The sequence below is a fragment of the Marmoricola endophyticus genome (assembly GCF_014644415.1).
GTDB classification, from domain to species: Bacteria; Actinomycetota; Actinomycetes; order Propionibacteriales; family Nocardioidaceae; genus Marmoricola; species Marmoricola endophyticus.
Genome location: NZ_BMKQ01000001.1, coordinates 1,387,495 through 1,407,298, shown reverse-complemented (window position 1 = coordinate 1,407,298; position 19,804 = coordinate 1,387,495). Strand labels below are relative to the sequence as shown.

Below are 19,804 nucleotides of genomic sequence, written 5' to 3'. Positions count from 1 at the left end.
AGGCCGGGACCTCCCGCGACCGGTCAGGCGGCGGCCTCCCGCGAGGCGAGCAGTCGGCGGTACGCCGTCACGCGGTCGGCCGCGACCGCTCCGGCGAGCACCCCGGCGTCCAGCCCGCACTCCGGTTCCGACGCCGCGTGCGTGCACCCGCGCGAGCACCCGGCGGTGAGCGCCGCGAGGTCCGGGAAGGCGTCGATCAGGTCGTCGGGGTCGACGTGGGCGAGCCCGAAGGAGCGGATGCCGGGGGTGTCGACGATCCACCCGGCGCCGGCGGGGAGCTCGAGCATCAGCGCGCTGACGGAGGTGTGCCGGCCGCGGCCGGTGACGGCGTTGACCGACCCGGTCTCCCGGTCGGCGTCGGGCACCAGGGCGTTCACCAGGGTCGACTTCCCGACCCCGGAGTGGCCGAGCAGCACGCTCGTCCGGCCGTCGAGCCGCTCGCGCACCGCGGTCACGTCGGCGCCGCGGCGCGTGACGACGTACGGCACCCCGAGCGGGGCGTACACCGCCAGGAGGTCGTCGGGTGCCGCCAGGTCGGACTTCGTCAGGCACAGCAGCGGGTCCATGCCGGCGTCGTACGCCGCCACGAGCGCGCGGTCGACCAGCCCCAGCCGCGGCTCGGGGTCGGCGAGCGCGACCACGACCACGAGCTGGTCGGCGTTGGCGACGACCACGCGCTCGACGGGGTCGGTGTCGTCGGCGGTACGACGCAGCACGGTGCGCCGCTGCTCGACCTCGACGATCCGCGCCAGCGTCCCCTCGTCGCCCGAGACGTCGCCGACGATGCGCACCGAGTCACCGACGACGACGCCCTTGCGCCCGAGCGGTCGCGACTTCATCGTCGTGACCAGCGTGTCCTCGACCAGGCAGGTGTAGCGACCGCGGTCCACCGTCACGACGCGGCCGGTCACGGCGTCGTCGTACGTCGGCCGCTCCTTGGTCCGCGGTCGGGTACGGCGTCGGGGCCGCTCGTACGACTCGTAGTCCTCCGCGCCGTAGCGTCCCGTCCGCCGACTCACCGCTGGCTCACCCGAACAGCCCGGCCCAGACCTCGGCGAACCCGGGGAAGGTCTTGCTCGTCGTCGCGACATCCTCCACCAGCACGCCGTCGACGGCGGCACCGAGGACGACGCCGGCGTGCGCCATGCGGTGGTCGGCGTACGTCGCGAAGCGGCCGCCGTGCAGCGGTGCGGGTCGGATCGCCAGCCCGTCCTCGGTCTCGGTGACGTCGCCGCCGAGCGCGTTCAGCTCGGTGGCGAGCGCCGCCAGCCGGTCGGTCTCGTGACCGCGGATGTGCGCGATGCCGCGCAGCACGGACGGCGAGTCGGCCAGCGCGCACAGGGCGGCGACGGCCGGCGCGAGCTCGCCGACGTCGTGCAGGTCGACGTCGACGCCGCTGATCGTGCCGGTACCGCCGACGGTGAGGCCGTCGTCGTCGAGCACCACCTCGGCACCCATCCGCGCGAGCAGGTCGCGCAGCACGTCACCGGGCTGGGTGGTCGCGCCCGGCCAGCCGGGGACGGTCACGGCGCCGCCGCTGAGCATGCCCAGCATCAAGAAGGGGGCGGCGTTGGACAGGTCGGGCTCGACCGTGGTGTCGCGGGCACGCACCGTGCCGGGCAGCACCCGCCACCGGTCGGGCTCGGCGTCGTCGACCTCGACGCCGTGCCCGCGCAGGCAGGCGACGGTCATCTCGATGTGGGGGAGCGAGGGGACCGGCTTGCCGTCGTGCAGCACGTCGACGCCCTCGTCGTACGACGCCCCCGCGAGCAGCAGCGCGGAGACGAACTGGCTGGACGCCGAGGCGTCGATCGTCACCCGGCCACCGCGCACGGACCCGGTGCCGCGCACCGTGAACGGCAGCGTGTCGCCGGCGCTGACGCCGACCCCGAGCGAACGCAGCCCGGCCAGCACCTCGCCCATCGGGCGCGTGCGCGCGTGCGGGTCGCCGTCGAAGGCGACCTCACCGTCGCTCAGCGCCGCCACCGGCGGGACGAACCGCATCACCGTCCCCGCCAGCCCGCAGTCGACCGCCACGCCTCCGCGGAACGGGCCCGGGGTCACCGTCCAGTCCGCGCCAGAGGTGTCGACGGGCGACCCGAGCGAGGTCAGCGCCGCCGCCATCAGCTCGGTGTCGCGCGATCGCAGCGCGGCGCGCACGACCGACGGGCCGTCCGCCAGGGCCGCCAGGACGAGCTCGCGGTTGGTCAGCGACTTCGACCCCGGCAGCGCCACCGTGGCGCGCACCGGGGCGGCGGCGTACGGCGCGGGCCACGGGTCGGTCGTCACGGGGAGCAGGCTATCCATGGAGATGTACAAGAACTCTTGTGAGATCTCGCGAGCGTCGCGAGAGTCGCGCCATGGTCTCCATCGACACCCTCGTCGCCGTGCACCACCCGGTACGCCGGCGCATCGTCGACCGGCTCGTCCTCGACGGGCCCGCGCAGGTCGGCACCCTCGCCCGCGAGCTCGACGAGCAGATCGGCTCGATCAGCCACCACCTGCGGATCCTCGAGCGGGTCGAGGTGGTCGTCCGGGCTCCCGAGCTGTCGACCGACGGCCGTACGAGCTGGTGGCGGGCGAGCACCACCTCCTTCAGCTGGGCCGTGGACGACTTCGCCGACCGCCCCGCGGACCAGCACCGTGCCCGAGTGGCCGACCGGCTCAACGCCGAGCGGCACTTCACCAAGCTCGCCGACTGGAAGCGGCGGGAGGCCGCGGCGCCCGAGGCGTGGCGGCGGGCGGCGTACAGCACGGACAGCCTCGGACGCGCCACGGCGGTGGAGCTCGAGGAGCTGATGCGACGCCTCGTCCGGACGGTCGCCGAGTGGAAGGCCGACATCGACCTCGACGACGGCCAGGAGCGAGAGCCCGTGTTCATGTTCAGCCACGGCTTCCCGAGCCGGCCGTGAGCACGCCGACCAGGCCGGCGCCGAGGACTGCGCCGACCGAGCCGCCGTCGCTGCGCCGCGACACGATGGCGCGCACCTGGCTGGCGCTGCGGGGGCTCTCCCAGGCCGGTGACTCGATCTGGACCATCGCGCTGGCCTGGACCGCCGTGCACGTCGCGAGCCCCGCGGCAGCCGGCGCGGTCGTGGCCGCGGGCACCGTCCCGCGAGCCCTCGTCCTGCTGCTCGGCGGTGTCGTGGCGGACCGCTTCGACGCCCGACGGGTGATGACGGCGGCGAACCTCGGCCGCGTGGTCGTACTGCTGGCGATCCTCGTCCGGGTCCTCGTCGGCCCTCCGTCGCTGACGGTGCTCGTGCTGGCCGCCGTCGTCCTCGGCGTCTTCGACGCCCTCCACGACCCGTCGGCGATGACCGTCTCGCGCCAGCTCGTGCGCCGCGAGGACCTGCCGGCCTACGGCGCGGCCGGACAGACGCTCTCCCGCCTGGGCGAGACCGGGGGTGCGGCGACCGGGGGTCTGGTGGTGGCCGCCTGGGGTCTGGGAGCAAGTGCCGCGCTCGACGCGGTCACCTTCGCCGCGCTCGCTGCGTTCCTTCTCTGGCGGATGAAGCCGCGCTACCCGTTGCGACGGGCGGCGGCCGAGTCGCCGCTGCGCAGCATCGCCGGCGGCGTACGACACCTGCGGGCCACGCCGCTGACCCGGACCCTGGTGGTGTCGATGGCGGGGCTGAACCTGTTCGTCCTCCCCGCCGAGAGCATCGGCATCGCGCTGCGAGCCAGTCGCGAGGGCTGGGGCGCCGGCTCGGTCGGACTCTCCCTGGCCTGCATGGGCGCCGGGGCGGCAGCCGGGGCCCTGGTCTCGATGCGCTGGCGGCCCCGGCGCGAGGCCTGGTGGTCGTACGTCTGGCTGGCCGGGCAGGGGGTGGCGATCGTCGCCCTCGGTGTCGGCCCGCAATGGGTCATGCTGTTCGCTGCCTCCGCGATCGGCGTGAGCGCGGGGGTGGCCTCGGTGCTGCTCAGCGCGACCTTCGTCGCGGTGGTCGAGGAGTCCTACCTGGGCCGGATGGCCTCGATCCAGCGACTGGGCGACGACGCGCTGATGCCGCTGGCCACGGTCGGCTTCGGCGCCCTGACCGGTGTCGCCGGCCTGACCACGGCGTTCGCCGTCTTCGGGGCCGCCATGACCGCCGCGATGGCGCTGCCGCTGGCCAGTCCCGCGATCCGTCGGCTGAGTCTGCGTGAGGGCCCGGCCGGGGGGTGAGCCCCGCTCAGCCGACCTTGGCTGCGGCCAGGCGCGCCTCGTACGCCGCGTCCTTGCCCATGTGTCCGGCCTCCTTGCGCAGGTCCTTGGCGGCGCGGCGGGCGCGCCAGGCGACGCTGGGCTGGGCCTCGGTGTCGACCGCGGCCAGCAGGGCACCACCGAGCATCGAGAGGTTCTTGGCGAACTGCAGGCGCTGGTTGTTCTTGGCGACCGGGTCGGTCTCCTCCCAGAAGGCGTGCCCGGCGACCGTGGTCGGCACCAGGCTGGCGGCCAGCAGGGACGCGGAGGCGCGCGGGAAGCGGCCGGTGGCCAGGGCGAGGCCCGCCACGATCTGCACCCCGGCGTTGACCCGGACCAGCGTGACCGGCTCGCTCGGGATCTGCGGCACCTTCTTCTGGGCTGCCGGGATCACCTTGTCGGTGACCTTGCGGGCCACCGGGGCCAGCTTCTCGGAGTGGCGGAGTCCGTTGATGCCACCGACGACGAAGCCGGCGGCGAGCAGGGGACGGGCGAGGCGGCGCGCGATCATCATGGGTCCTTGATACCCCATCGGGTCGACGCTCATGCGACCCACCGCTGTGCGTACGCGGGCGGCAGGCACCGATCCGTGACGACCCTGTCCCAGGCCCCGCCTATCGTCGAGGCCATGTGCGGCCGGTACGCCTCCAGCAAGGAGCCCGAGGACCTCGCCGACGAGTTCGACGTCCTCGTGCCCGCCGCCGACCTGCCGCGGATCGAGCCGGACTGGAACGTCGCCCCCACCAAGGAGGTGTACGCCGTCCTCGAGCGGCCACCGGGACGGGGCACCGACGAGGAGGAGACCGGGCGTACGCAGGAGCGTCAGCTGCGCGGGCTGACCTGGGGGCTGGTCCCGTTCTGGGCCAAGGACGCGAGCATCGGCTCCCGGATGATCAACGCCCGGATGGAGACGGTCGCGGAGAAGCCGGCCTACCGTCGTGCGTTCGAGCGGCGCCGCTGCCTGCTGCCGGCCGACGGCTACTACGAGTGGTACCCGACCTCCCAGACCACCGCCAAGGGCAGGGCGAGGAAGCAGCCGTTCTTCATCCGTCCCACGGACGGCGGCACGCTGGCGATGGCCGGGCTGTACGAGATCTGGCGCGACCCCGAGCGCGCGGACGACGACCCCGAGCGGTTCCGCTGGACCTGCACCGTCCTCACCACCTCCGCCGAGGACTCCCTGGGCCGCATCCACGAGCGGATGCCGCTGATGCTCGACCCGGAGCGGTACGACGCATGGCTCGACCCGACGCTCGGCGACACCGACACGCTGCTCGGGCTGCTCACCCCCGCGGCACCGGGCCGGCTGGAGGCGTACCCGGTCAGCACGCGGGTCTCCCAGGTCGCCAACAACGGGCCCGACCTCGTCGAGCCGCTGCCGTTAGACGACGTGCCGGCCGAGGTCGCCGACCACGCGGTGGGTCGTGGCTGAGCCGGGCGGCGCGCGTGCCCGCGAGGTCGAGACACCGTACGGCACGGCGCGGGTGCTCACCTGGCCCGCGACGGGCCGTTCGTACGGCGATCTGCTGCTCATGCACGGCGCCAACGGCAAGCTCGACTCCGCCGACCTGGTCCGACTGGTGACCGACCTGCCGGACCAAGGGGTGACGACGCGGCTGCTGCAGCAGCCGTTCGCCGTGGCGGGCAAGCGGATCGGCCCGCGGCCGGCGGCGCTGGACACCGTCGTCGACGAGGTCGTGGCCGACCTCTCGCTCGAGGGACCTCTGGTGCTGGGCGGGCGCTCGGCCGGCGCCCGGTGCGCCGTACGCCGCGCCGGGCCGCTCGGTGCCGTCGCCGCACTGGCCCTCGCGTTCCCGCTGCACCCGCCCGAACGGCCGGAGAAGAGCCGCGCCGACGAGCTCCTCGGGTGCACCGTGCCGACCCTGGTGGTGCAGGGGGAGCGCGACCCGTTCGGCGGCCCGGGCGAGCTGCCGGAGCTGCCCGCGGGACAGGAGGTCGTACCCGTTCCGGGGGCGGACCACGGCTTCGCGGTGCTGAAGAGCTGGGACGGGCCGGACCACCTCGCGCTGCTCTCCACCGCCGTCGCCGAGTGGCTGGGGCGGATGCTGTCCCGTGCCGACGGGGAATGAGCCGGCCGGGAGTGACGTTCCGACAGGCATGCAGGACCTCCTCAGCCGCCCGGCGGCCATCGACAACGGCGCGCTGAGCGCCGCGTCAGTAGGCTGGAGCGCGATGACCGACACCAAGGCTCCCCAGCCCTCCCGCCGTCCGCGGCGCGACGACCCGCCCCGCCAGACCGACTCCGTCGACGTCGAGCGCGACGGAGACGTCCGCGAGACCGAGAGCGACGCCGACCGGACGGCGCGCTTCGAGCGCGACGCGATGCCGTTCCTGGACCAGCTCTACTCGGCGGCGATGCGGATGACCCGCAACCCGAGCGACGCCGAGGACCTCGTGCAGGAGACCTTCGCCAAGGCGTTCGGGTCCTTCCACCAGTACCGCCCGGGCACCAACCTCAAGGCCTGGCTGTACCGAATCCTGACCAACACCTTCATCAACAACTACCGCAAGAAGCAGCGCCAGCCGCAGCAGTCGATGTCCGAGGACGTCGAGGACTGGCAGCTGCACCGGGCGGAGTCGCACACCTCCGGGGGCCTGAAGTCGGCCGAGACGGACGCGTTGGAGCACCTGCCCGACTCGGAGGTGAAGACGGCGCTGCAGGAGCTGCCGGAGGACTTCCGCCTGGCGGTCTACCTCGCCGACGTCGAGGGGTTCCCGTACAAGGAGATCGCCGAGATCATGGGCACGCCGATCGGCACGGTCATGTCCCGGCTGCACCGCGGTCGCCGACAGCTGCGCGAGAAGCTGACCGACTACGTGCGGGAGAACGACCTGCTCACCCCGGCCGCGACCGAGGGGGTGAAGTGATGGCGTCCCACGACGAGTTCCAGTCTCCCGGCCTGGTCGGCCAGGAGCTGCCGACCGACCTGGACTGCTCCGAGGTCGTCGACCGACTCTTCGTCTTCATCGACCAGGAGCTCGACCAGGCCGACTGCGGGCAGATCGAGAAGCACCTCGAGGACTGCCAGCCGTGCCTGGCGAAGTACAACCTGGAGCGGACGGTGAAGACCCTGGTCTCCCGCTCCTGCACCGAGGTCGCCCCGTCCGGGCTGCGCGAGCGGGTGCTGACCAGCATCCGCGAGGTGCGCGTGACGATCACCGAGGAGTGAGCGGCGCAGCCCTCAGTCCTTCGTGATCCGGTCCCGCAGCCACAGGAAGTACGCGAAGTCGCCGACCGCGAAGACGATCAGCACGATGCTGAACACGTTGTGCAGCACGACGGCCAGCACGAGCGCGAGGGCCGCGAAGCCGATCGCCAGCCACATCGCCGTCTTGGGGTCACCGGGGCCGGAGTGGTCGACGCTCATGGCCGGATCGTAGGACCCGGGAGAGCGCGAAGGGCACGACGCGCCAGTCGCGTCGTGCCCTTCGTTCGTCCGAGTGCCTGCATCAGGCGTTGGGACGCTTGCCGTGGTTGGCGCCCTTCTTCTTGCGAGCGCGGCGCTTGCGGCCGGTCTTGCCCATGGCGGACCTCCTCGTCTTCCTCGTACGACTCCCATCGTCCCAGGTCGCGGCCCGGCAGCGAAATCGCCGCCGGATCGGCCACACTGACCCGATGGCCGCGATCACCCAGGGACTGACCGCCTCGCTCGACGTCGAGGTGGCCGACGACGACACCGCCGCCGCTCTCGGTTCGGGGAGCCTGCCCGTGCTCGGCACCCCACGCCTGCTCGCCTGGTGCGAGGCGGCGACCTGTGCGGCGCTCGCCGACGTGCTCAACGACGGCGAGACCAGCGTCGGCACCCGCGTCCAGGTCGAGCACCTCGCCCCCAGCGCCGTGGGTCGCTCGCTGCACGTCGAGGCCTCCGTGCTGCACGTGGACGGGCGGCTCGTCCGCTTCACCGTCGCCGCCACCGACGACGGCAAGCTGGTCGGCTCGGGCGAGATCACCCGCGTCGTCGTCGAGGCCGACCGCTTCCTCTCCCGCCTGCGCTGAGGCCCGTCGAGTGGTCTGTTCTCCCGGGTCGAGTGGTGCGTCCTGCGGGTTCGAGTGGCGCCTCGTACTGTCCGGGCGCAGCCGAACCCGGTAGAACCCGCCACTCGACCCGGTGGCGGGCACCACTCAACGGGGTAGGTGCCGGGCAGTCAGATGCCGAAGGTCGCGCGGGGGTACGCGGCCTCGACGTCGGTGATGACGTTGACGAGGTACGGGACACCCGAGGCGAAGGCGCGGTCCATCGCCGGACCGATCTGGGCAGGGTCGGTCACCGTCTCGCCAGCCCCGCCGAGGGCCTTGACCACCTCGTCGTACCTCGTGGCGGGCGCGAGGTCGGCGGCGACGTCGTAGCCGTACAGCATCTGCATCGGGCCCTTCTCCAGCGCCCACGCGGAGTTGTTGCCGCAGACCATGACGACGGGGAGGTCGTGCCGGACGAGGGTGTCGACGTCCATCAGCGACATCCCCGCCGCGCCGTCGCCGTAGAGCAGCACGACCTGGGACGACGGCCGCACCAGGCGGGCGGCGATGGCGGCACCCATGCCGGCGCCGAGGCACCCGTACGGGCCCGGGTCCAGCCAGCCGCCGGGCCGCTGCGGCTCGACGAACTTGCCGGCGAACGAGACGAAGTCGCCGCCGTCGCCGATCACCACCGCGTCCTCGGCGAGCCGCGGCACCAGCTCGCCGTAGATCCGCGCCGGGTGGATCGGGTCGGCCGTCGCGGTGAGCAGCGCGGAGTCCCGCTCGACCGCCGCCTTGACCGAGTCCTGCAGCTCGGTGACCCAGGACGCCCAGTCCGGGCGTGAGGACAACGACTCCACCGCCGAGCGGATGCCGTCCAGCGCCAGCGTCAGGTCACCAGAGGCCGAGGCGGCGAGCGCCGCGTGGGTCGACACCTGGGCGTCGGAGTCGGCGACGTGGACGACCCGCGCGGGCGACGTGCCCTCCTGCTTGCCGCCGAAGACGCCGTAGCCCAGCCGGAAGTCCAGCGGCGTCCCGACGACGACGACCAGGTCGGCGCCGTTGAGCGCGGCGCCGCGCGCCTTGGTGACCAGCAGCGGGTGCCCTCCGGGTACCAGACCGCGACCCATGCCGTTCGTGATGGTCGGAACACCCAGTCCCTCGACGAGCCGGAGTGCCGCGTCCTCGGCCCCGTCGAGCCACACGTCGCTGCCGAGGATCAGCACCGGACGCCGGGCCTCGCCCAGCAGCCGGCCGATGTCGCGCAGCCGGTCGCCGTCGGGCTCCGTACGGGTCCGCGTCGGTGCCGCCGGACGGTCCACCTCGGCGGCGTTGAACAGCTCGTCCATGGGGACGTCGACGAACACCGGCCCGCGGTGCGAGGACCCCGCGAGCGTGAACGCCTCGTCGAAGCCCGCCGCCACCTCGGGTGCCGTCGGGACGGTGCGCGACTGCTTGGCGATCGGCGCCATGATCGGCGGCTGGTCCAGCTCCTGGAGGCTGCCCTGGCCCCAGCGGTTCTGTGGTGCGCGACCGCCGAGGACCACCATCGGCGACCCCGCGAACTGCGCCTGCGCGATCGCGCTGGTGCCGTTCGTGACGCCGGGGCCCGCGGTGAGCACCGCCAGCCCCGGGGTACGGGTCAGCTTGCCGGTCGCCTCGGCGGCGAACGCGGCGGTCTGCTCGTGCCGCACGTCGAGGATCCGCATCGGGGGCGTGGCGTTGACGGCACCGTCGTACAGCGGGAAGACGTGGGCGCCGGACAGCGTGAACATCGTCTCCACGCCGTGCGCCCGGGCCACCTCGACCGCGTGCGCCCCTGCGTGGCCGGTCAGCCGGCCGTCCGTGCTGCTGTCGTCGCTCATGGAGGCGAACCTACAAGCCCTACGCTTGTGCAGCGTGGCCCTCCTGGACGACCTGGCGCGGCGGCACACCGATCTGTCGTACGCCGACCTGGCCTGGGTGCAGCGCCTGGTCGCCGACTGGCAGATCCTGGCCGACCTCTCCTTCGCCGACCTGGTGCTGTGGCTCGCCGACCGGGACGGCGACGGCTGGTGGGCGGCGGCCCAGATGCGCCCGACGACGGGCCCGACCGCTCTGATCGACGACGTCGTCGGTCACCACCTCGCGCCCGGGAGCCGGGTGGCGATCGAGGACGCCTTCCGCCAGGTACGCGTCGTGCGCGAGGGCGATCCCGAGTGGCGCGACGACGTGCCGGTGCGCGTCGAGGCGATCCCGGTGGTCTGCGAGGACCGCGTCCTCGCCGTGCTCACGCGCAACACGAACCTCAACGGGGTACGCACCCCGAGCCGGCTCGAGCTGACGTACCTCCAGACCGCCGCCGAGCTGATCGAGATGATCGCAGCGGGCGAGTTCCCGCACCCGGGCCAGCGCTCGGACCACGCGGACTCGCCGAGGGTGGGCGACGGGTTCGTCCGCGTCGACCCGAGGGGCGGGGTGCTGTACGCCAGCCCCAACGCGCTCTCGGTCTACCGCAAGCTGGGACTCACCGGGGACCTGACCGGCCAGGTGCTCGCCGACCTGACCCGCGACCTGGTGCCCGCGGCCTCCCGGCCCGACGAGGAGACCGTCTCAGCCGTGCTCGGGGCGAGGGTCGCGCGCGACACGGAGCTGGAGAACGACTCCGCGGCGGTCATCTGGCGCTCCATCCCCCTCCGGTCGGGCGGCGAACCGGTCGCAGGGCTGGTCCTGCTCCGCGACGTCACCGACATCCGCAGCCGCGACCGGGAGCTGATCACCAAGGACGCCACGATCCGCGAGATCCACCACCGGGTGAAGAACAACCTGCAGACCGTGGCCGCGCTGCTCCGCCTCCAGGGTCGGCGCCTCAACGCGCCCGAGGCCCGCGCGGCGCTCGAGGAGGCCGTACGCCGGGTCGGGTCGATCGCGATCGTCCACGAGACGCTCAGCCAGTCCGAGGAGGAGAGCGTCGACTTCGACGACGTCGCGGACCGGCTGCGGCGTGCGGTCGGAGAGCTGGGCGGGGCCGGCGTCCACACCAGCCGGCACGGGTCGTTCGGCTCCCTGGACGCGGAGGTCGCCACGCCGCTGTCCATGGCACTCACCGAGCTGATGCAGAACGCCGTGGAGCACGGCTTCGGCCGCGGCGGCCCGGGACACCTCGAGCTGGTCGTACGACGCGCCGCCGACCGGCTCAGCATCGACGTGCTCGACGACGGCGTCGGGGTGCCCGAGGACCTCGACCCGTTCACCGGCAGCCTGGGGCTCTCGATCGTGAGCACGCTCATCGAGGAGCTCGGGGGAGAGGTACGACTGGGTCGCCGCTCGGACGGTCAGGGGACCGCGGCGACGCTGGAGGTCCCGCTGGGATGAGCCGTGGCCCCGGTCGAGGGCCGTCCGGGCGTGGTCCTAGGCGGTACGCACCCGTGCCCGGGCATTGCGCCGCTTGAGGGCCCGACGCTCGTCCTCGCCCAAGCCGCCCCAGACCCCGTGGTCCTGACCGGCCTCGAGCGCCCACGCGAGACACTGCTCACGGACGTCGCAGCGGCGACAGACCTGCTTGGCCTCCTCGATCTGGAGGATGGCGGGACCGGTGTTGCCGATCGGGAAGAACAGCTCGGGGTCCTCTTCGAGGCACGCAGAGCGGTGACGCCAATCCATGGCGGGTGACTCCTTCTTGCTTGCGTCAACGGCCGCGGTCTGCCGCGGCCTGCTGGACCCGCTCGACGGCCAGGTCGTGGTCGGGTGCGGGTCGGTGCAGAAGTGCTCGTCCGGGGGAGACGAGACCTGCGCACCTGCCTTCTCCCTGCCCCGCGTGACGGACCAGGAAGGGGGCGCCACACAGGCGGTCGAGACGGTTCCTCGACAGCACGCGTGGCCAACCAGTAGATCGTGACAACTCCGAGCCCGGTATACAACCCCCCACTCCGGTCGCATGGGTCACACGTCACACCGCCGTTCGCAGGCGAGCGGCCGCGCTCGGCGGCAGCCCGACTAGTCTCCTACGGTGCCCGATCCCGCTGCCGATCCCTCGCAGGCGTCGCCGGCGGTGCTCAGGGCGGCCGCGGCGATCGCCGTGGTGCAGGGCGCGGTCACGGCCGTGCTCGGCGTCGTCGAGGCGTTCGCGGTCGACGGCGACCGCGTGGTCGTCGGTGTGACGACGGCGGTGTTTTTCGCCGCGTACGGCCTGCTGCTGGTCGTCAGCGGCGTCGCCCTCTGGCGTCCACGCACCTGGGCGCGCGGCCCGGTCCTCGCCGCGCAACTGGTGTGGCTGGGCGTCGCCTACTCGCTGCACAGCGGCTCGGCCACCTGGCTGGCCGTCGTGCTCGCGGTCTCGGCGGTCCTGTGCCTGGCGGCGTTGCTGCACCCGGCCTCGATCCGGGCCATCGAGGAGAACCGGCCGGCCGACTGACGCGGGCCGCGCTCAGGTGTCGAAGGACCCGCGCAGCGTCTCGAGCGCTCGCCGCAGCAGCCGGGAGATCTGCATCTGCGAGAGTCCGACCCGGTCGGCGATCTGCTGCTGGGACAGGGACTCCACGAAGCGCATGCGGACGATGTCGCGCTGCCGGGCGGGCAGGCTGTCGACCAGGGGCCACAACGACTCGCGCAGCTCGACGCCCTCGAGGGCCTCGTCCTCCGCACCGAGGAGATCGAGCACCGACGACCCCTCGTCCTCGTCGTCGCCGTGGCCGCGGTGGTCCAGGGACAGGGTGGAGTAGGCGTTCGAGGACTCCAGCGCCTCCACCACCTCGTTCAGCCCCAGGCCGAGGTGGATCGCCACCTCGCGCGGGGTGGGCGAGCGCCCGAGATCCTGGGTCAGGTCGCCGGTGGCGGCGTTGACCTCCGCGCGCAGCTCCTGGAGGCGCCGAGGTACGCGTACCGCCCAGCTCTTGTCCCGGAAGTGCCGCTTGATCTCCCCGACGATGGTGGGCGTCGCGAACGTCGCGAACTCGAACCCGCGCTCCGCGTCGAACCGGTCGATCGCGTTCAGCAGGCCGATCGTGCCCACCTGGACGAGGTCGTCCAGGCTCTCGCCGCGCCCGCCGAACCGACGGGCGCACAGCGTGACGAGGTCCAGGTGCAGGTGGACCAGCTCCTCGCGCGAGCCGGTCGTCTGCGCGCTGGACGCGGTCGCGGAGGCCAGGGTCGCGAACAGCGACCGTACGTGGTCCCGGTCGGGCGGGTGCGGCGCGCCGGCCATCACTCGAGGGGCGTCGACTTCATCGTCAGCCCGATCCGCAGCCGAGCGTCCTGCAGGTCCGCGGTCAACGACGTGGTCAGCGCCGTCAGCAGCTGCCAGGCGAAGCCCTCACGGTCCGGCTCCACCGAGCCGGCGACCTCGACCGAGACGTCGATGGTCATCTCGTGATCGCCGAGGTGGTACTCGACGAGCAGGTCCGTCGCCGGTCGCGCCGCCTCGAGGAGCATCGTGGTGGTCTCGCCGACCGCCAGCCGCAGGTCGTCGATGTCGTCGACCGTGAAGTCCAGTCGTGCGGCGAGCGACGCCGCCGTGCTCCGCAGGACCGCGGCGAACGCACGCTCCGCGGGCAGGCGCAGCTCGACGTCGGGTCGTGACGGCACCGGAGGTCTCCTCTCGCCCGGGATCGGCCCTCAGGCTAGACCCGTCACGACGTACGACGGGGAGCCGCCGCGGGTGCGGCGACTCCCCGTGCGTGGAGCGTCCGGTCCGACCGACGCGTTCCGCGTCGGCGAGAGACCGTCTCGCTCGGGTGCTCCTGGTCCAAGGGCAGGCTCAGCGCCGTGCGTCGCTGGGCACGAGGCGTACCTCCGTGCGTCGCAGCGCTCGGCACAAGGCGTACGTCCGTGCTTCGCGAGCTCAGCGCGTCCTCAGACCTGGAAGGCCTGAGCTTCTCTCGGCACAAGGCGTACGTCGGTGCTTCGCGAGCTCAGCGCGTCCTCAGACCTGGAAGGCCTGAGCTTCGCTCGGCACAAGGCGTACGTCCGTGCTTCGCTTCGCTCAGCACGTCCTCAGACCTGGAAGGCCTGAGCTCAGCTCGGCACAAGGCGTACGTCCGTGCTTCGCTTCGCTCAGCACGTCCTCAGACCTGGAAGTCCTTCACTTCGTTCAGGACTTCTTGGTCTCCCAGAAGATCTCGGCGATCTCGTCGATCTTGGCCAGCAGCGCGTCGGCGCCCTCGACCGTCATGTCGGCCTTGGTGCCCGAGGCGCCGGCGAGCTTGGTCGCCTCGTTGACCAGCGTGTGCAGCTGGGGGTACTTCTCGAAGTGCGGGGGCTTGAAGTAGTCGGTCCACAGCACCCACAGGTGGTGCTTGACCAGCTCCGAGCGCTGCTCCTTGATGATGATCGCGCGGGTGCGGAAGTCCGGGTCGTCGTTGTCGGCGAGCTTGGAGACGATGCCCTTGATCGACTCGGCCTCGATGCGGGCCTGGGCCGGGTCGTAGACCCCGCACGGAAGGTCGCAGTGGGCGGAGACGTCGATGGTCGGGGCGAAGAAGCGCGAGAACATGCTTGATCCTCACTGTCGGCTGTCGTGGCTGTCATGTGGGGTGTACCCACACCTTGCGACACTACGCGCATGCCGAGGCTGGGGATCGCTCGCGTCCACGGACGCTCCATGCTCCCGACCCTCGTCGAGGGCGACCGGCTCCTGGTGCGCTACGACGTCGTACCGCGCCGGGGCGACGTGGTCGTCTGCCGCTTCCCCGACGCCACCCTCGCCGTCAAGCGGGCGACCGCGTCGGTGCGCGGCGGCTGGTGGGTCGAGCGGGACAACCCGCGCGAGGGCGTGGACTCGGCGCTGGTGGGTCCGGTCGCGCCGGACGACCTGCTGGGCGTGGCCGTCGTACGGCTGTGGCCGCGACCGCGCCGACTGCGCCGGCGCGGCGACTGAACGTCGGGTCGCCCGGCGGGGACCACAGGCGCCGGCGCCGTGGGCGCCACCGCTGTGCGACGATCACGACCGTGGCCGACCACGAGATCTCACCCGCCGACGACCCAGCCTTCGCTCTGCACGAGGGCGGCAAGATGGAGATCGCCGCGACCGTCCCGCTCGCCGGTCGCGAGGACCTCTCGCTGGCCTACACGCCGGGGGTCGCGCGGGTCTGCCAGGCGATCGCCGACGACCCGTCGCTGCTGAGCCGCTACACCTGGGTCCCGAACACCGTCGCGGTCGTCACCGACGGTTCGGCCGTCCTCGGGCTGGGCAACATCGGTCCTCGTGGGGCGATGCCGGTGATGGAGGGCAAGGCGGTGCTGTTCAAGGCCTTCGGAGGGGTCGACGGCGTCCCGGTCACGCTGGACACCCAGGACACCGACGAGATCATCGAGACCGTGTGCCGCATCGCGCCGGGCTTCGGTGGGATCAACCTCGAGGACATCTCCGCGCCGCGCTGCTTCCTCATCGAGGACGCACTGAAGCAGAAGCTGGACATCCCCGTCTTCCACGACGACCAGCACGGCACGGCGGTCGTCGTCCTCGCCGCCCTGACGAACGCGCTCGCGCTGACCGGGCGGCTCTTCGAGACCACCCGGGTCGTCGTCTCCGGCGCCGGCGCCGCGGGAGTGGCCTGCGCGCGGATCCTGCTGGCAGCGGGGGTCCGCGACATCGCCGTGGTCGACAGCAAGGGCGTCCTGCACCCCTCCCGCGAGGACATGAACCCCGTGAAGGCCGCCCTGGCCGGCGAGACCACCGCGGACACGGGCCGCTCGGGGAGCCTCGCCGACGTGCTCGCCGGGGCCGACGTGCTGGTCGGCGTCTCCGGCGGGACGATCCCCGAGGACCTGGTGGCCACGATGGCCCCCGAGGCGATCATCTTCGGCCTGGCCAACCCGACCCCCGAGGTGATGCCCGAGGTCGCGCACCGGCACGCGCGCGTGGTCGCCACCGGACGCTCGGACTTCCCCAACCAGATCAACAACGTGCTCGCCTTCCCCGGCATCTTCCGCGGTGCGCTCGACGCGCGCGCCAGCGCGATCACCGAGGGGATGAAGCTGGCTGCCGCGGAGGCGCTGGCCGACCTCGTCGGCGAGGACCGCGCCGACGACTTCGTCGTCCCCGACCCGTTCGACGCCCGGGTGGGGCCCGCCGTGGCCCTGGCCGTCGCCGAGGCCGCACGCCGCGACGGCGTGTCCCGGGCCTGAGCCCGCCCGGTCGTCCGACCGCACGGTCGCGTCGCCGAGGGATGTCCTAGGGTCGCGAGCATGTACGCCGCCTACGTCGAGTCCTTCTCCTCCGACGACCCGCTGTCCGGACTCCGGCTTGGGGAGCGCCCCGAGCCCGAGGTCCCCGACGGCTGGACGACGGTGACGGTCAAGGCCGCCTCGCTCAACCACCACGACCTGTTCTCCCTGCAGGGCGTCGGCCTGCGCGGGGAGAGCCTGCCGATGATCCTCGGCTGCGACGCGGCCGGGCTCGACGAGGACGGCAACGAGGTCGTGGTGCACGCCGTCATCAGCGACCCGTCCTGGCACGGCGACGAGACGCTCGACCCCAAGCGGTCGCTGCTCAGCGAGCGCTACCAGGGCACCCTGGCCGACCGGGTCGCGGTCCCCAAGGGCAACGTCGTGCCCAAGCCGGCCTCGCTGTCCTTCGAGGAGGCCGCCTGCCTGCCGACCGCGTGGCTCACGGCCTACCGGATGCTGTTCACCCGCGGCGGCTTCAAGGCCGGCGACACGGTCCTCGTGCAGGGTGCCGGCGGCGGCGTCGCCACCGCCGCCATCACGCTGGCGCGTGCGGGCGGTCTGCGGGTCCTCGCCACGAGCCGCGACGAGGCGAAGCGGCGGCGTGCGCTCGAGATCGGCGCCCACGAGGTGTACGAGTCCGGCGAGCGGCTGCCGGGGAAGGTCGACGGCGTCATCGAGACGGTCGGCAAGGCGACGTGGGGGCACTCGGTGAAGTCGTTGCGCCCCGGCGGGCGGCTGGTCACCTCCGGCCACACGTCCGGCCCGGACATCGCCGCCGAGCTGACCCGCATCTTCTTCCTGCAGCTCGACGTGGTCGGCTCGACGATGGGGACGCGCACCGAGCTCGCCTCGCTGGTGACCATGCTCGACGCGACCGGCGTGCGGCCGCTGATCGACCGGACGATGCCGCTCGAGGACGCGGCGGACGGCTTCGCCGCGATGCGTGACGGCGAGCTGTTCGGGAAGGTCGTCTTCACGCGTCCGTGAGGTGAACCGCGGGCCGGGCCGTGCGTACCGCTCAGGTCGCGGCGGGTCGGCTCTCCCAGTGCATGGCGCCGACCACGACCATCAGGAGCCGCTTGTGGGCTCTCCGGACCACGGCCGCCGAGGCCGTGCCCGACGGCGCCTCGAGCAGCTCGCCGGCCGTGGTGACCATGGCCGTCACGATCAGCTCGCTGAGCAGCGTCAGGTCCTCGGAGGACCACTCCTCGGTCCCGGGGACGCGGGCGACGTCGGTGGCGAGCTCGCGCTGGCACAGCTCCAGCTCGTGCTGGATCGCGCGTCGGACCCGGGCGGGACCCGCCAGCCGCTCGCGAGCGATGAAGGCGAAGTGGGCCGACTCCGAGATCACGTGGCGCTTCACGACGTCGATCGAGCGGATGATCATGGCGTCGATCGCGGTGTCGCGGCGCACGTCGCGCAGCATCGCCCGCAGCGAGACGAACGCCTGGTCGACCAGGGCGAGCCCGAGGTCCTCGATGGAGTCGAAGTGTCGGTAGAACGCCGTCGGCACGATCCCGACCTCTCGAGCGACCTTGCGCAACGAGAGTGCACTGAGGCCGCCCGCGGTCGACAGGGCCAGGGCGGCATCCAGGATGTGCTGCCTGGTCCGCTCTTTTCGCTGCTGCCGAGTGCCGTCGAGCACAGAGTCAGTGGACATCTGTCACATAATACCGCGAACCGCCCGCAACCGACCTCGGTGCGTCGACGGGGACAGTATCCTTTCGACGTCGCGGTCGTTGACCGTGACGTGCCGAGCCTGCTCGGCGTCGACGGGGCCCTGCAACCGCTGTGCCCGACGAGCGTTGGAGGATGACCTGTGAGCCGTCTGAGCATCGCCGGAGCGACCGGCGCGACCGCGCTGATCGTCGGCGTCCTCCTCGCCCTCCCGGCCCACGCCGACGCGCCCAGCGCGTCGTCCGCGGCCAGCGGCGCTCAGGGCCAGGTGACCGTCGTCCAGGCGCTGCCGGGCAGCGCCGTCGGAGTCTCCGTCGACGGGAGGTCGGTCCAGACGGGCGCCTCCGCGGGGTCGGTCCTCGGGCCGTACTCGCTCGCTCCGGGTGCGCACGAGATCTCCTTCAGCGACGTCGAGGGCACGACGGTGACCGAGAAGGTCGAGGTGGCCGCCGGTGGCAGCCGCGACGTGGTGCTCCACCTGCCCGAGGCTGTCGACGGCAAGCCCGAGGTCAACGTCTACGACACCCCGACCACCGCGATCGGCCCGGAGAAGAGCCGTGTGCTCGTCGCCCACACCGCCAACGTCGGCGCCGCCGACGTGGCCTTCGACGGCACCGTCGTCTTCGACGGCGTGACCAACGGGCAGTTCGCCGAGGCCGACGTCCCCTCCGGCGAGCACGAGGTGCAGCTGTTCCCGGCCGGCCAGGACACCACGCCGGTCCTCGGCCCGCTGTCGATGACGCTGCCCTCGGGCACGGTGACCATGACGTACGCCTACGGCAACCCCGCCACCAAGTCGATGAAGGTGGTCAGCCACACGGCGACGCTGTCCACCACCGGGACCGCTGCCCCGCAGCGCATCCACACCGGGTCCGCCGGTCTCGCGTCGGCCGTCCCGACCGCGTTCGGGCTGGGCGGAGCCCAGCAGGGTGTCGCCGGGTGGATCACGATGCTGTCGTGGGTGCTCGCCCTTCCGACGCTCGCGCTCCTCGGACTGTCGGTGCTCCGCAGGACGCGCGGCGAGAGTGGCCTGAGCGTCGCGATCGCCGGCGAGCGGCGCCGACGCCGCTGAGGTGCCGCGAGCCGGTGCGACGGCCCACCCGGTCCGTCGCTGGCTGACGACGTACGCCGGTCCGCTGCTCGGACTGACCGTGGTCACCGCGCTGCTGGTCAACCTCGGCGCGCAGCAGCCGCGAGAGAGCACGTCGGGCTCGGCCGTGGGGTCGGCCAGCGCCGAGCCTGCCACGCCGACGCCGCGACCCGCGCCGAAGCTCTTCACCGTCACGCCGGACTTCTCCGGTGGGGCCGGGACGGCCGCGGTCCCCGCCCTGACCGGACAGACCTCGCCGCCTGTGACGCTGCGGCTGGCCAACGACGTGGTCGTGCCGGTGCGGGCGGTCGGCACGGGCGCCGACGGCTCGTTGGACGTGCCCGACGACATCCGGGTCGCCGGCTGGTGGCAAGGGGGAGCGCGGCTCGGCGACCCGTTCGGGTCGATGCTGATCGCGGCTCACGTGGACTCGCGCACCCAGGGTCTGGGTCCCTACTCCGTGCTGCTGAGCGTGGGGCCGGGTGCGCGCTTCACCGCCACCGGCGAGCGTGGCCTGACGCAGACCTTCGCCGTCTCCGAGAGACGAGTCGTCGCGAGGGACAAGCTCGACACGGTGCCTGACATCTTCTCGCCGCGGGGGAAGCCCAGGCTCACGATGGTGACCTGCGCCGGGCCGTACGACCGCTCGCGCGGCGGCTACCAGAACCTCGCTGTCGTCACGGCCGAGCCGGTCGGGCCGGCCGTGGCACCGGCCGGCTGAGGACGC

The 19,804-nt window shown here is 72.8% G+C and carries 25 protein-coding genes; 14 read left to right on the top strand and 11 right to left on the bottom strand.

Going from position 1 to position 19,804, the window contains the following annotated elements:
• Positions 1–23: 23 nt before the first annotated feature.
• Both rsgA and aroA read right to left on the bottom strand, forming a co-directional pair.
• Positions 24–1,019 carry a ribosome small subunit-dependent GTPase A gene (rsgA, locus tag IEX42_RS06875; protein WP_229660672.1) on the bottom strand — a complete coding sequence of 332 codons (996 nt, stop codon included), beginning with the start codon at positions 1,017–1,019 and terminating at the stop codon, positions 24–26.
• A 7-nt stretch (positions 1,020–1,026) separates the two neighbouring features.
• Positions 1,027–2,307 (bottom strand): 3-phosphoshikimate 1-carboxyvinyltransferase, encoded by a 1,281-nt coding sequence (gene aroA, locus IEX42_RS06870; protein WP_188779112.1) that lies wholly within the window; start codon positions 2,305–2,307, stop codon positions 1,027–1,029.
• A 53-nt stretch (positions 2,308–2,360) separates the two neighbouring features.
• Here aroA and IEX42_RS06865 point away from each other — a divergent pair, with 53 nt between their 5' ends.
• Entirely contained in the window at positions 2,361–2,912 is a 552-nt protein-coding gene (locus IEX42_RS06865; RefSeq protein WP_188779111.1) for an ArsR/SmtB family transcription factor, read from the top strand.
• A complete protein-coding gene (locus tag IEX42_RS06860; RefSeq protein WP_229660671.1) occupies positions 2,909–4,168 on the top strand; it encodes an MFS transporter in 1,260 nt (419 codons plus the stop codon). Before IEX42_RS06865 ends, IEX42_RS06860 begins: the two co-directional genes overlap by 4 nt.
• Before the next feature lie 7 nt (positions 4,169–4,175).
• On the opposite strand, the gene IEX42_RS06855 is transcribed toward IEX42_RS06860, so the two are convergent.
• Complete coding sequence (locus IEX42_RS06855) at positions 4,176–4,733, bottom strand: DoxX family protein (RefSeq protein ID WP_229660670.1); 558 nt, start codon at positions 4,731–4,733, stop codon at positions 4,176–4,178.
• Positions 4,734–4,814: 81 nt separating this feature from the next.
• Here IEX42_RS06855 and IEX42_RS06850 point away from each other — a divergent pair, with 81 nt between their 5' ends.
• The 4 genes from IEX42_RS06850 (at position 4,815) to rsrA (ending at position 7,377) form a co-directional block, all read left to right on the top strand.
• A complete protein-coding gene (locus IEX42_RS06850; protein WP_188780969.1) occupies positions 4,815–5,618 on the top strand; it encodes an SOS response-associated peptidase in 804 nt (267 codons plus the stop codon).
• The gene (locus tag IEX42_RS06845; protein ID WP_188779110.1) at positions 5,611–6,276 is read left to right on the top strand and encodes an alpha/beta hydrolase family protein; all 666 of its coding nucleotides are present in this window, start codon (positions 5,611–5,613) and stop codon (positions 6,274–6,276) included. Before IEX42_RS06850 ends, IEX42_RS06845 begins: the two co-directional genes overlap by 8 nt.
• 103 nt (positions 6,277–6,379) lie before the next feature.
• The gene (locus IEX42_RS06840; protein ID WP_188779109.1) at positions 6,380–7,075 is read left to right on the top strand and encodes a sigma-70 family RNA polymerase sigma factor; all 696 of its coding nucleotides are present in this window, start codon (positions 6,380–6,382) and stop codon (positions 7,073–7,075) included.
• Positions 7,075–7,377: a mycothiol system anti-sigma-R factor gene (rsrA, locus tag IEX42_RS06835; protein WP_188779108.1), complete on the top strand. Its 303-nt coding sequence runs from the start codon at positions 7,075–7,077 to the stop codon at positions 7,375–7,377. Before IEX42_RS06840 ends, rsrA begins: the two co-directional genes overlap by 1 nt.
• A gap of 12 nt (positions 7,378–7,389) precedes the next feature.
• Here rsrA and IEX42_RS06830 read toward each other — a convergent pair whose 3' ends face one another.
• Both IEX42_RS06830 and IEX42_RS18325 read right to left on the bottom strand, forming a co-directional pair.
• On the bottom strand, positions 7,390–7,575 hold the full coding sequence (locus tag IEX42_RS06830; RefSeq protein ID WP_188779107.1) for a hypothetical protein: 186 nt from the start codon (positions 7,573–7,575) through the stop codon (positions 7,390–7,392).
• An 82-nt stretch (positions 7,576–7,657) separates the two neighbouring features.
• Positions 7,658–7,732 carry a 50S ribosomal protein bL37 gene (locus tag IEX42_RS18325; protein ID WP_369759046.1) on the bottom strand — a complete coding sequence of 25 codons (75 nt, stop codon included), beginning with the start codon at positions 7,730–7,732 and terminating at the stop codon, positions 7,658–7,660.
• A gap of 91 nt (positions 7,733–7,823) precedes the next feature.
• Here IEX42_RS18325 and IEX42_RS06825 point away from each other — a divergent pair, with 91 nt between their 5' ends.
• Positions 7,824–8,204, top strand: coding sequence for a thioesterase family protein (locus tag IEX42_RS06825; protein WP_188779106.1), 381 nt, complete (start codon positions 7,824–7,826; stop codon positions 8,202–8,204).
• A 149-nt stretch (positions 8,205–8,353) separates the two neighbouring features.
• Here the strand turns inward: IEX42_RS06825 and IEX42_RS06820 are convergent, their stop codons facing one another.
• Positions 8,354–10,030, bottom strand: a complete 1,677-nt coding sequence (locus IEX42_RS06820; RefSeq protein ID WP_188779105.1) for an acetolactate synthase — start codon at positions 10,028–10,030, stop codon at positions 8,354–8,356.
• 34 nt (positions 10,031–10,064) lie between these two features.
• Between IEX42_RS06820 and IEX42_RS06815 the strand changes: the two genes are divergently transcribed.
• Positions 10,065–11,519, top strand: a complete 1,455-nt coding sequence (locus tag IEX42_RS06815) for a sensor histidine kinase (RefSeq protein WP_188779104.1) — start codon at positions 10,065–10,067, stop codon at positions 11,517–11,519.
• Positions 11,520–11,555: 36 nt separating this feature from the next.
• On the opposite strand, the gene IEX42_RS06810 is transcribed toward IEX42_RS06815, so the two are convergent.
• Positions 11,556–11,807 carry a WhiB family transcriptional regulator gene (locus tag IEX42_RS06810; RefSeq protein WP_188779103.1) on the bottom strand — a complete coding sequence of 84 codons (252 nt, stop codon included), beginning with the start codon at positions 11,805–11,807 and terminating at the stop codon, positions 11,556–11,558.
• 346 nt (positions 11,808–12,153) lie between these two features.
• On the opposite strand from IEX42_RS06810, the gene IEX42_RS06805 reads away from it, so the two are divergent.
• Positions 12,154–12,558 carry a hypothetical protein gene (locus IEX42_RS06805; protein ID WP_188779102.1) on the top strand — a complete coding sequence of 135 codons (405 nt, stop codon included), beginning with the start codon at positions 12,154–12,156 and terminating at the stop codon, positions 12,556–12,558.
• Between the two features lie 12 nt (positions 12,559–12,570).
• Here the strand turns inward: IEX42_RS06805 and IEX42_RS06800 are convergent, their stop codons facing one another.
• The 3 genes from IEX42_RS06800 to sodN form a co-directional block, all read right to left on the bottom strand.
• Positions 12,571–13,347 (bottom strand): SigB/SigF/SigG family RNA polymerase sigma factor, encoded by a 777-nt coding sequence (locus IEX42_RS06800; RefSeq protein ID WP_188779101.1) that lies wholly within the window; start codon positions 13,345–13,347, stop codon positions 12,571–12,573.
• Entirely contained in the window at positions 13,347–13,727 is a 381-nt protein-coding gene (locus IEX42_RS06795) for an ATP-binding protein (RefSeq protein ID WP_229660669.1), read from the bottom strand. Before IEX42_RS06795 ends, IEX42_RS06800 begins: the two co-directional genes overlap by 1 nt.
• Before the next feature lie 505 nt (positions 13,728–14,232).
• Positions 14,233–14,634 carry a superoxide dismutase, Ni gene (gene sodN, locus IEX42_RS06790; protein ID WP_188779100.1) on the bottom strand — a complete coding sequence of 134 codons (402 nt, stop codon included), beginning with the start codon at positions 14,632–14,634 and terminating at the stop codon, positions 14,233–14,235.
• A 69-nt stretch (positions 14,635–14,703) separates the two neighbouring features.
• Between sodN and sodX the strand changes: the two genes are divergently transcribed.
• The 3 genes from sodX (at position 14,704) to IEX42_RS06775 (ending at position 17,297) form a co-directional block, all read left to right on the top strand.
• Positions 14,704–15,018 (top strand): nickel-type superoxide dismutase maturation protease, encoded by a 315-nt coding sequence (sodX, locus tag IEX42_RS06785; protein ID WP_188779099.1) that lies wholly within the window; start codon positions 14,704–14,706, stop codon positions 15,016–15,018.
• Between the two features lie 71 nt (positions 15,019–15,089).
• Entirely contained in the window at positions 15,090–16,268 is a 1,179-nt protein-coding gene (locus IEX42_RS06780) for an NAD(P)-dependent malic enzyme (protein WP_373286185.1), read from the top strand.
• A gap of 60 nt (positions 16,269–16,328) precedes the next feature.
• Positions 16,329–17,297, top strand: a complete 969-nt coding sequence (locus IEX42_RS06775) for a zinc-binding dehydrogenase (protein ID WP_188779098.1) — start codon at positions 16,329–16,331, stop codon at positions 17,295–17,297.
• A gap of 31 nt (positions 17,298–17,328) precedes the next feature.
• Here the strand turns inward: IEX42_RS06775 and IEX42_RS06770 are convergent, their stop codons facing one another.
• The gene (locus IEX42_RS06770; protein WP_188779097.1) at positions 17,329–17,970 is read right to left on the bottom strand and encodes a TetR family transcriptional regulator; all 642 of its coding nucleotides are present in this window, start codon (positions 17,968–17,970) and stop codon (positions 17,329–17,331) included.
• A gap of 159 nt (positions 17,971–18,129) precedes the next feature.
• On the opposite strand from IEX42_RS06770, the gene IEX42_RS06765 reads away from it, so the two are divergent.
• Both IEX42_RS06765 and IEX42_RS06760 read left to right on the top strand, forming a co-directional pair.
• Positions 18,130–19,059 carry a DUF4397 domain-containing protein gene (locus tag IEX42_RS06765; protein ID WP_188779096.1) on the top strand — a complete coding sequence of 310 codons (930 nt, stop codon included), beginning with the start codon at positions 18,130–18,132 and terminating at the stop codon, positions 19,057–19,059.
• A gap of 1 nt (position 19,060) precedes the next feature.
• A complete protein-coding gene (locus IEX42_RS06760) occupies positions 19,061–19,798 on the top strand; it encodes a class F sortase (RefSeq protein ID WP_188779095.1) in 738 nt (245 codons plus the stop codon).
• Positions 19,799–19,804: the final 6 nt, after the last annotated feature.

What these genes read in the sequence shown, in the direction of transcription:
- IEX42_RS06810 (WP_188779103.1), bottom strand. Translation starts at nt 11,807, where the DNA reads ATGGATTGGCGTCACCGCTCTGCGTGCCTCGAAGAGGACCCCGAGCTG.
- IEX42_RS06850 (WP_188780969.1), top strand. Translation starts at nt 4,815, where the DNA reads ATGTGCGGCCGGTACGCCTCCAGCAAGGAGCCCGAGGACCTCGCCGAC.
- IEX42_RS06775 (WP_188779098.1), top strand. Translation starts at nt 16,329, where the DNA reads ATGTACGCCGCCTACGTCGAGTCCTTCTCCTCCGACGACCCGCTGTCC.
- sodX (WP_188779099.1), top strand. Translation starts at nt 14,704, where the DNA reads ATGCCGAGGCTGGGGATCGCTCGCGTCCACGGACGCTCCATGCTCCCG.
- sodN (WP_188779100.1), bottom strand. Translation starts at nt 14,634, where the DNA reads ATGTTCTCGCGCTTCTTCGCCCCGACCATCGACGTCTCCGCCCACTGC.
- IEX42_RS06820 (WP_188779105.1), bottom strand. Translation starts at nt 10,030, where the DNA reads ATGAGCGACGACAGCAGCACGGACGGCCGGCTGACCGGCCACGCAGGG.
- IEX42_RS06770 (WP_188779097.1), bottom strand. Translation starts at nt 17,970, where the DNA reads ATGTCCACTGACTCTGTGCTCGACGGCACTCGGCAGCAGCGAAAAGAG.
- IEX42_RS06865 (WP_188779111.1), top strand. Translation starts at nt 2,361, where the DNA reads ATGGTCTCCATCGACACCCTCGTCGCCGTGCACCACCCGGTACGCCGG.
- IEX42_RS06800 (WP_188779101.1), bottom strand. Translation starts at nt 13,347, where the DNA reads ATGGCCGGCGCGCCGCACCCGCCCGACCGGGACCACGTACGGTCGCTG.
- IEX42_RS06825 (WP_188779106.1), top strand. Translation starts at nt 7,824, where the DNA reads ATGGCCGCGATCACCCAGGGACTGACCGCCTCGCTCGACGTCGAGGTG.
- IEX42_RS06840 (WP_188779109.1), top strand. Translation starts at nt 6,380, where the DNA reads ATGACCGACACCAAGGCTCCCCAGCCCTCCCGCCGTCCGCGGCGCGAC.
- IEX42_RS06855 (WP_229660670.1), bottom strand. Translation starts at nt 4,733, where the DNA reads ATGAGCGTCGACCCGATGGGGTATCAAGGACCCATGATGATCGCGCGC.
- aroA (WP_188779112.1), bottom strand. Translation starts at nt 2,307, where the DNA reads ATGGATAGCCTGCTCCCCGTGACGACCGACCCGTGGCCCGCGCCGTAC.
- rsrA (WP_188779108.1), top strand. Translation starts at nt 7,075, where the DNA reads ATGGCGTCCCACGACGAGTTCCAGTCTCCCGGCCTGGTCGGCCAGGAG.
- IEX42_RS06830 (WP_188779107.1), bottom strand. Translation starts at nt 7,575, where the DNA reads ATGAGCGTCGACCACTCCGGCCCCGGTGACCCCAAGACGGCGATGTGG.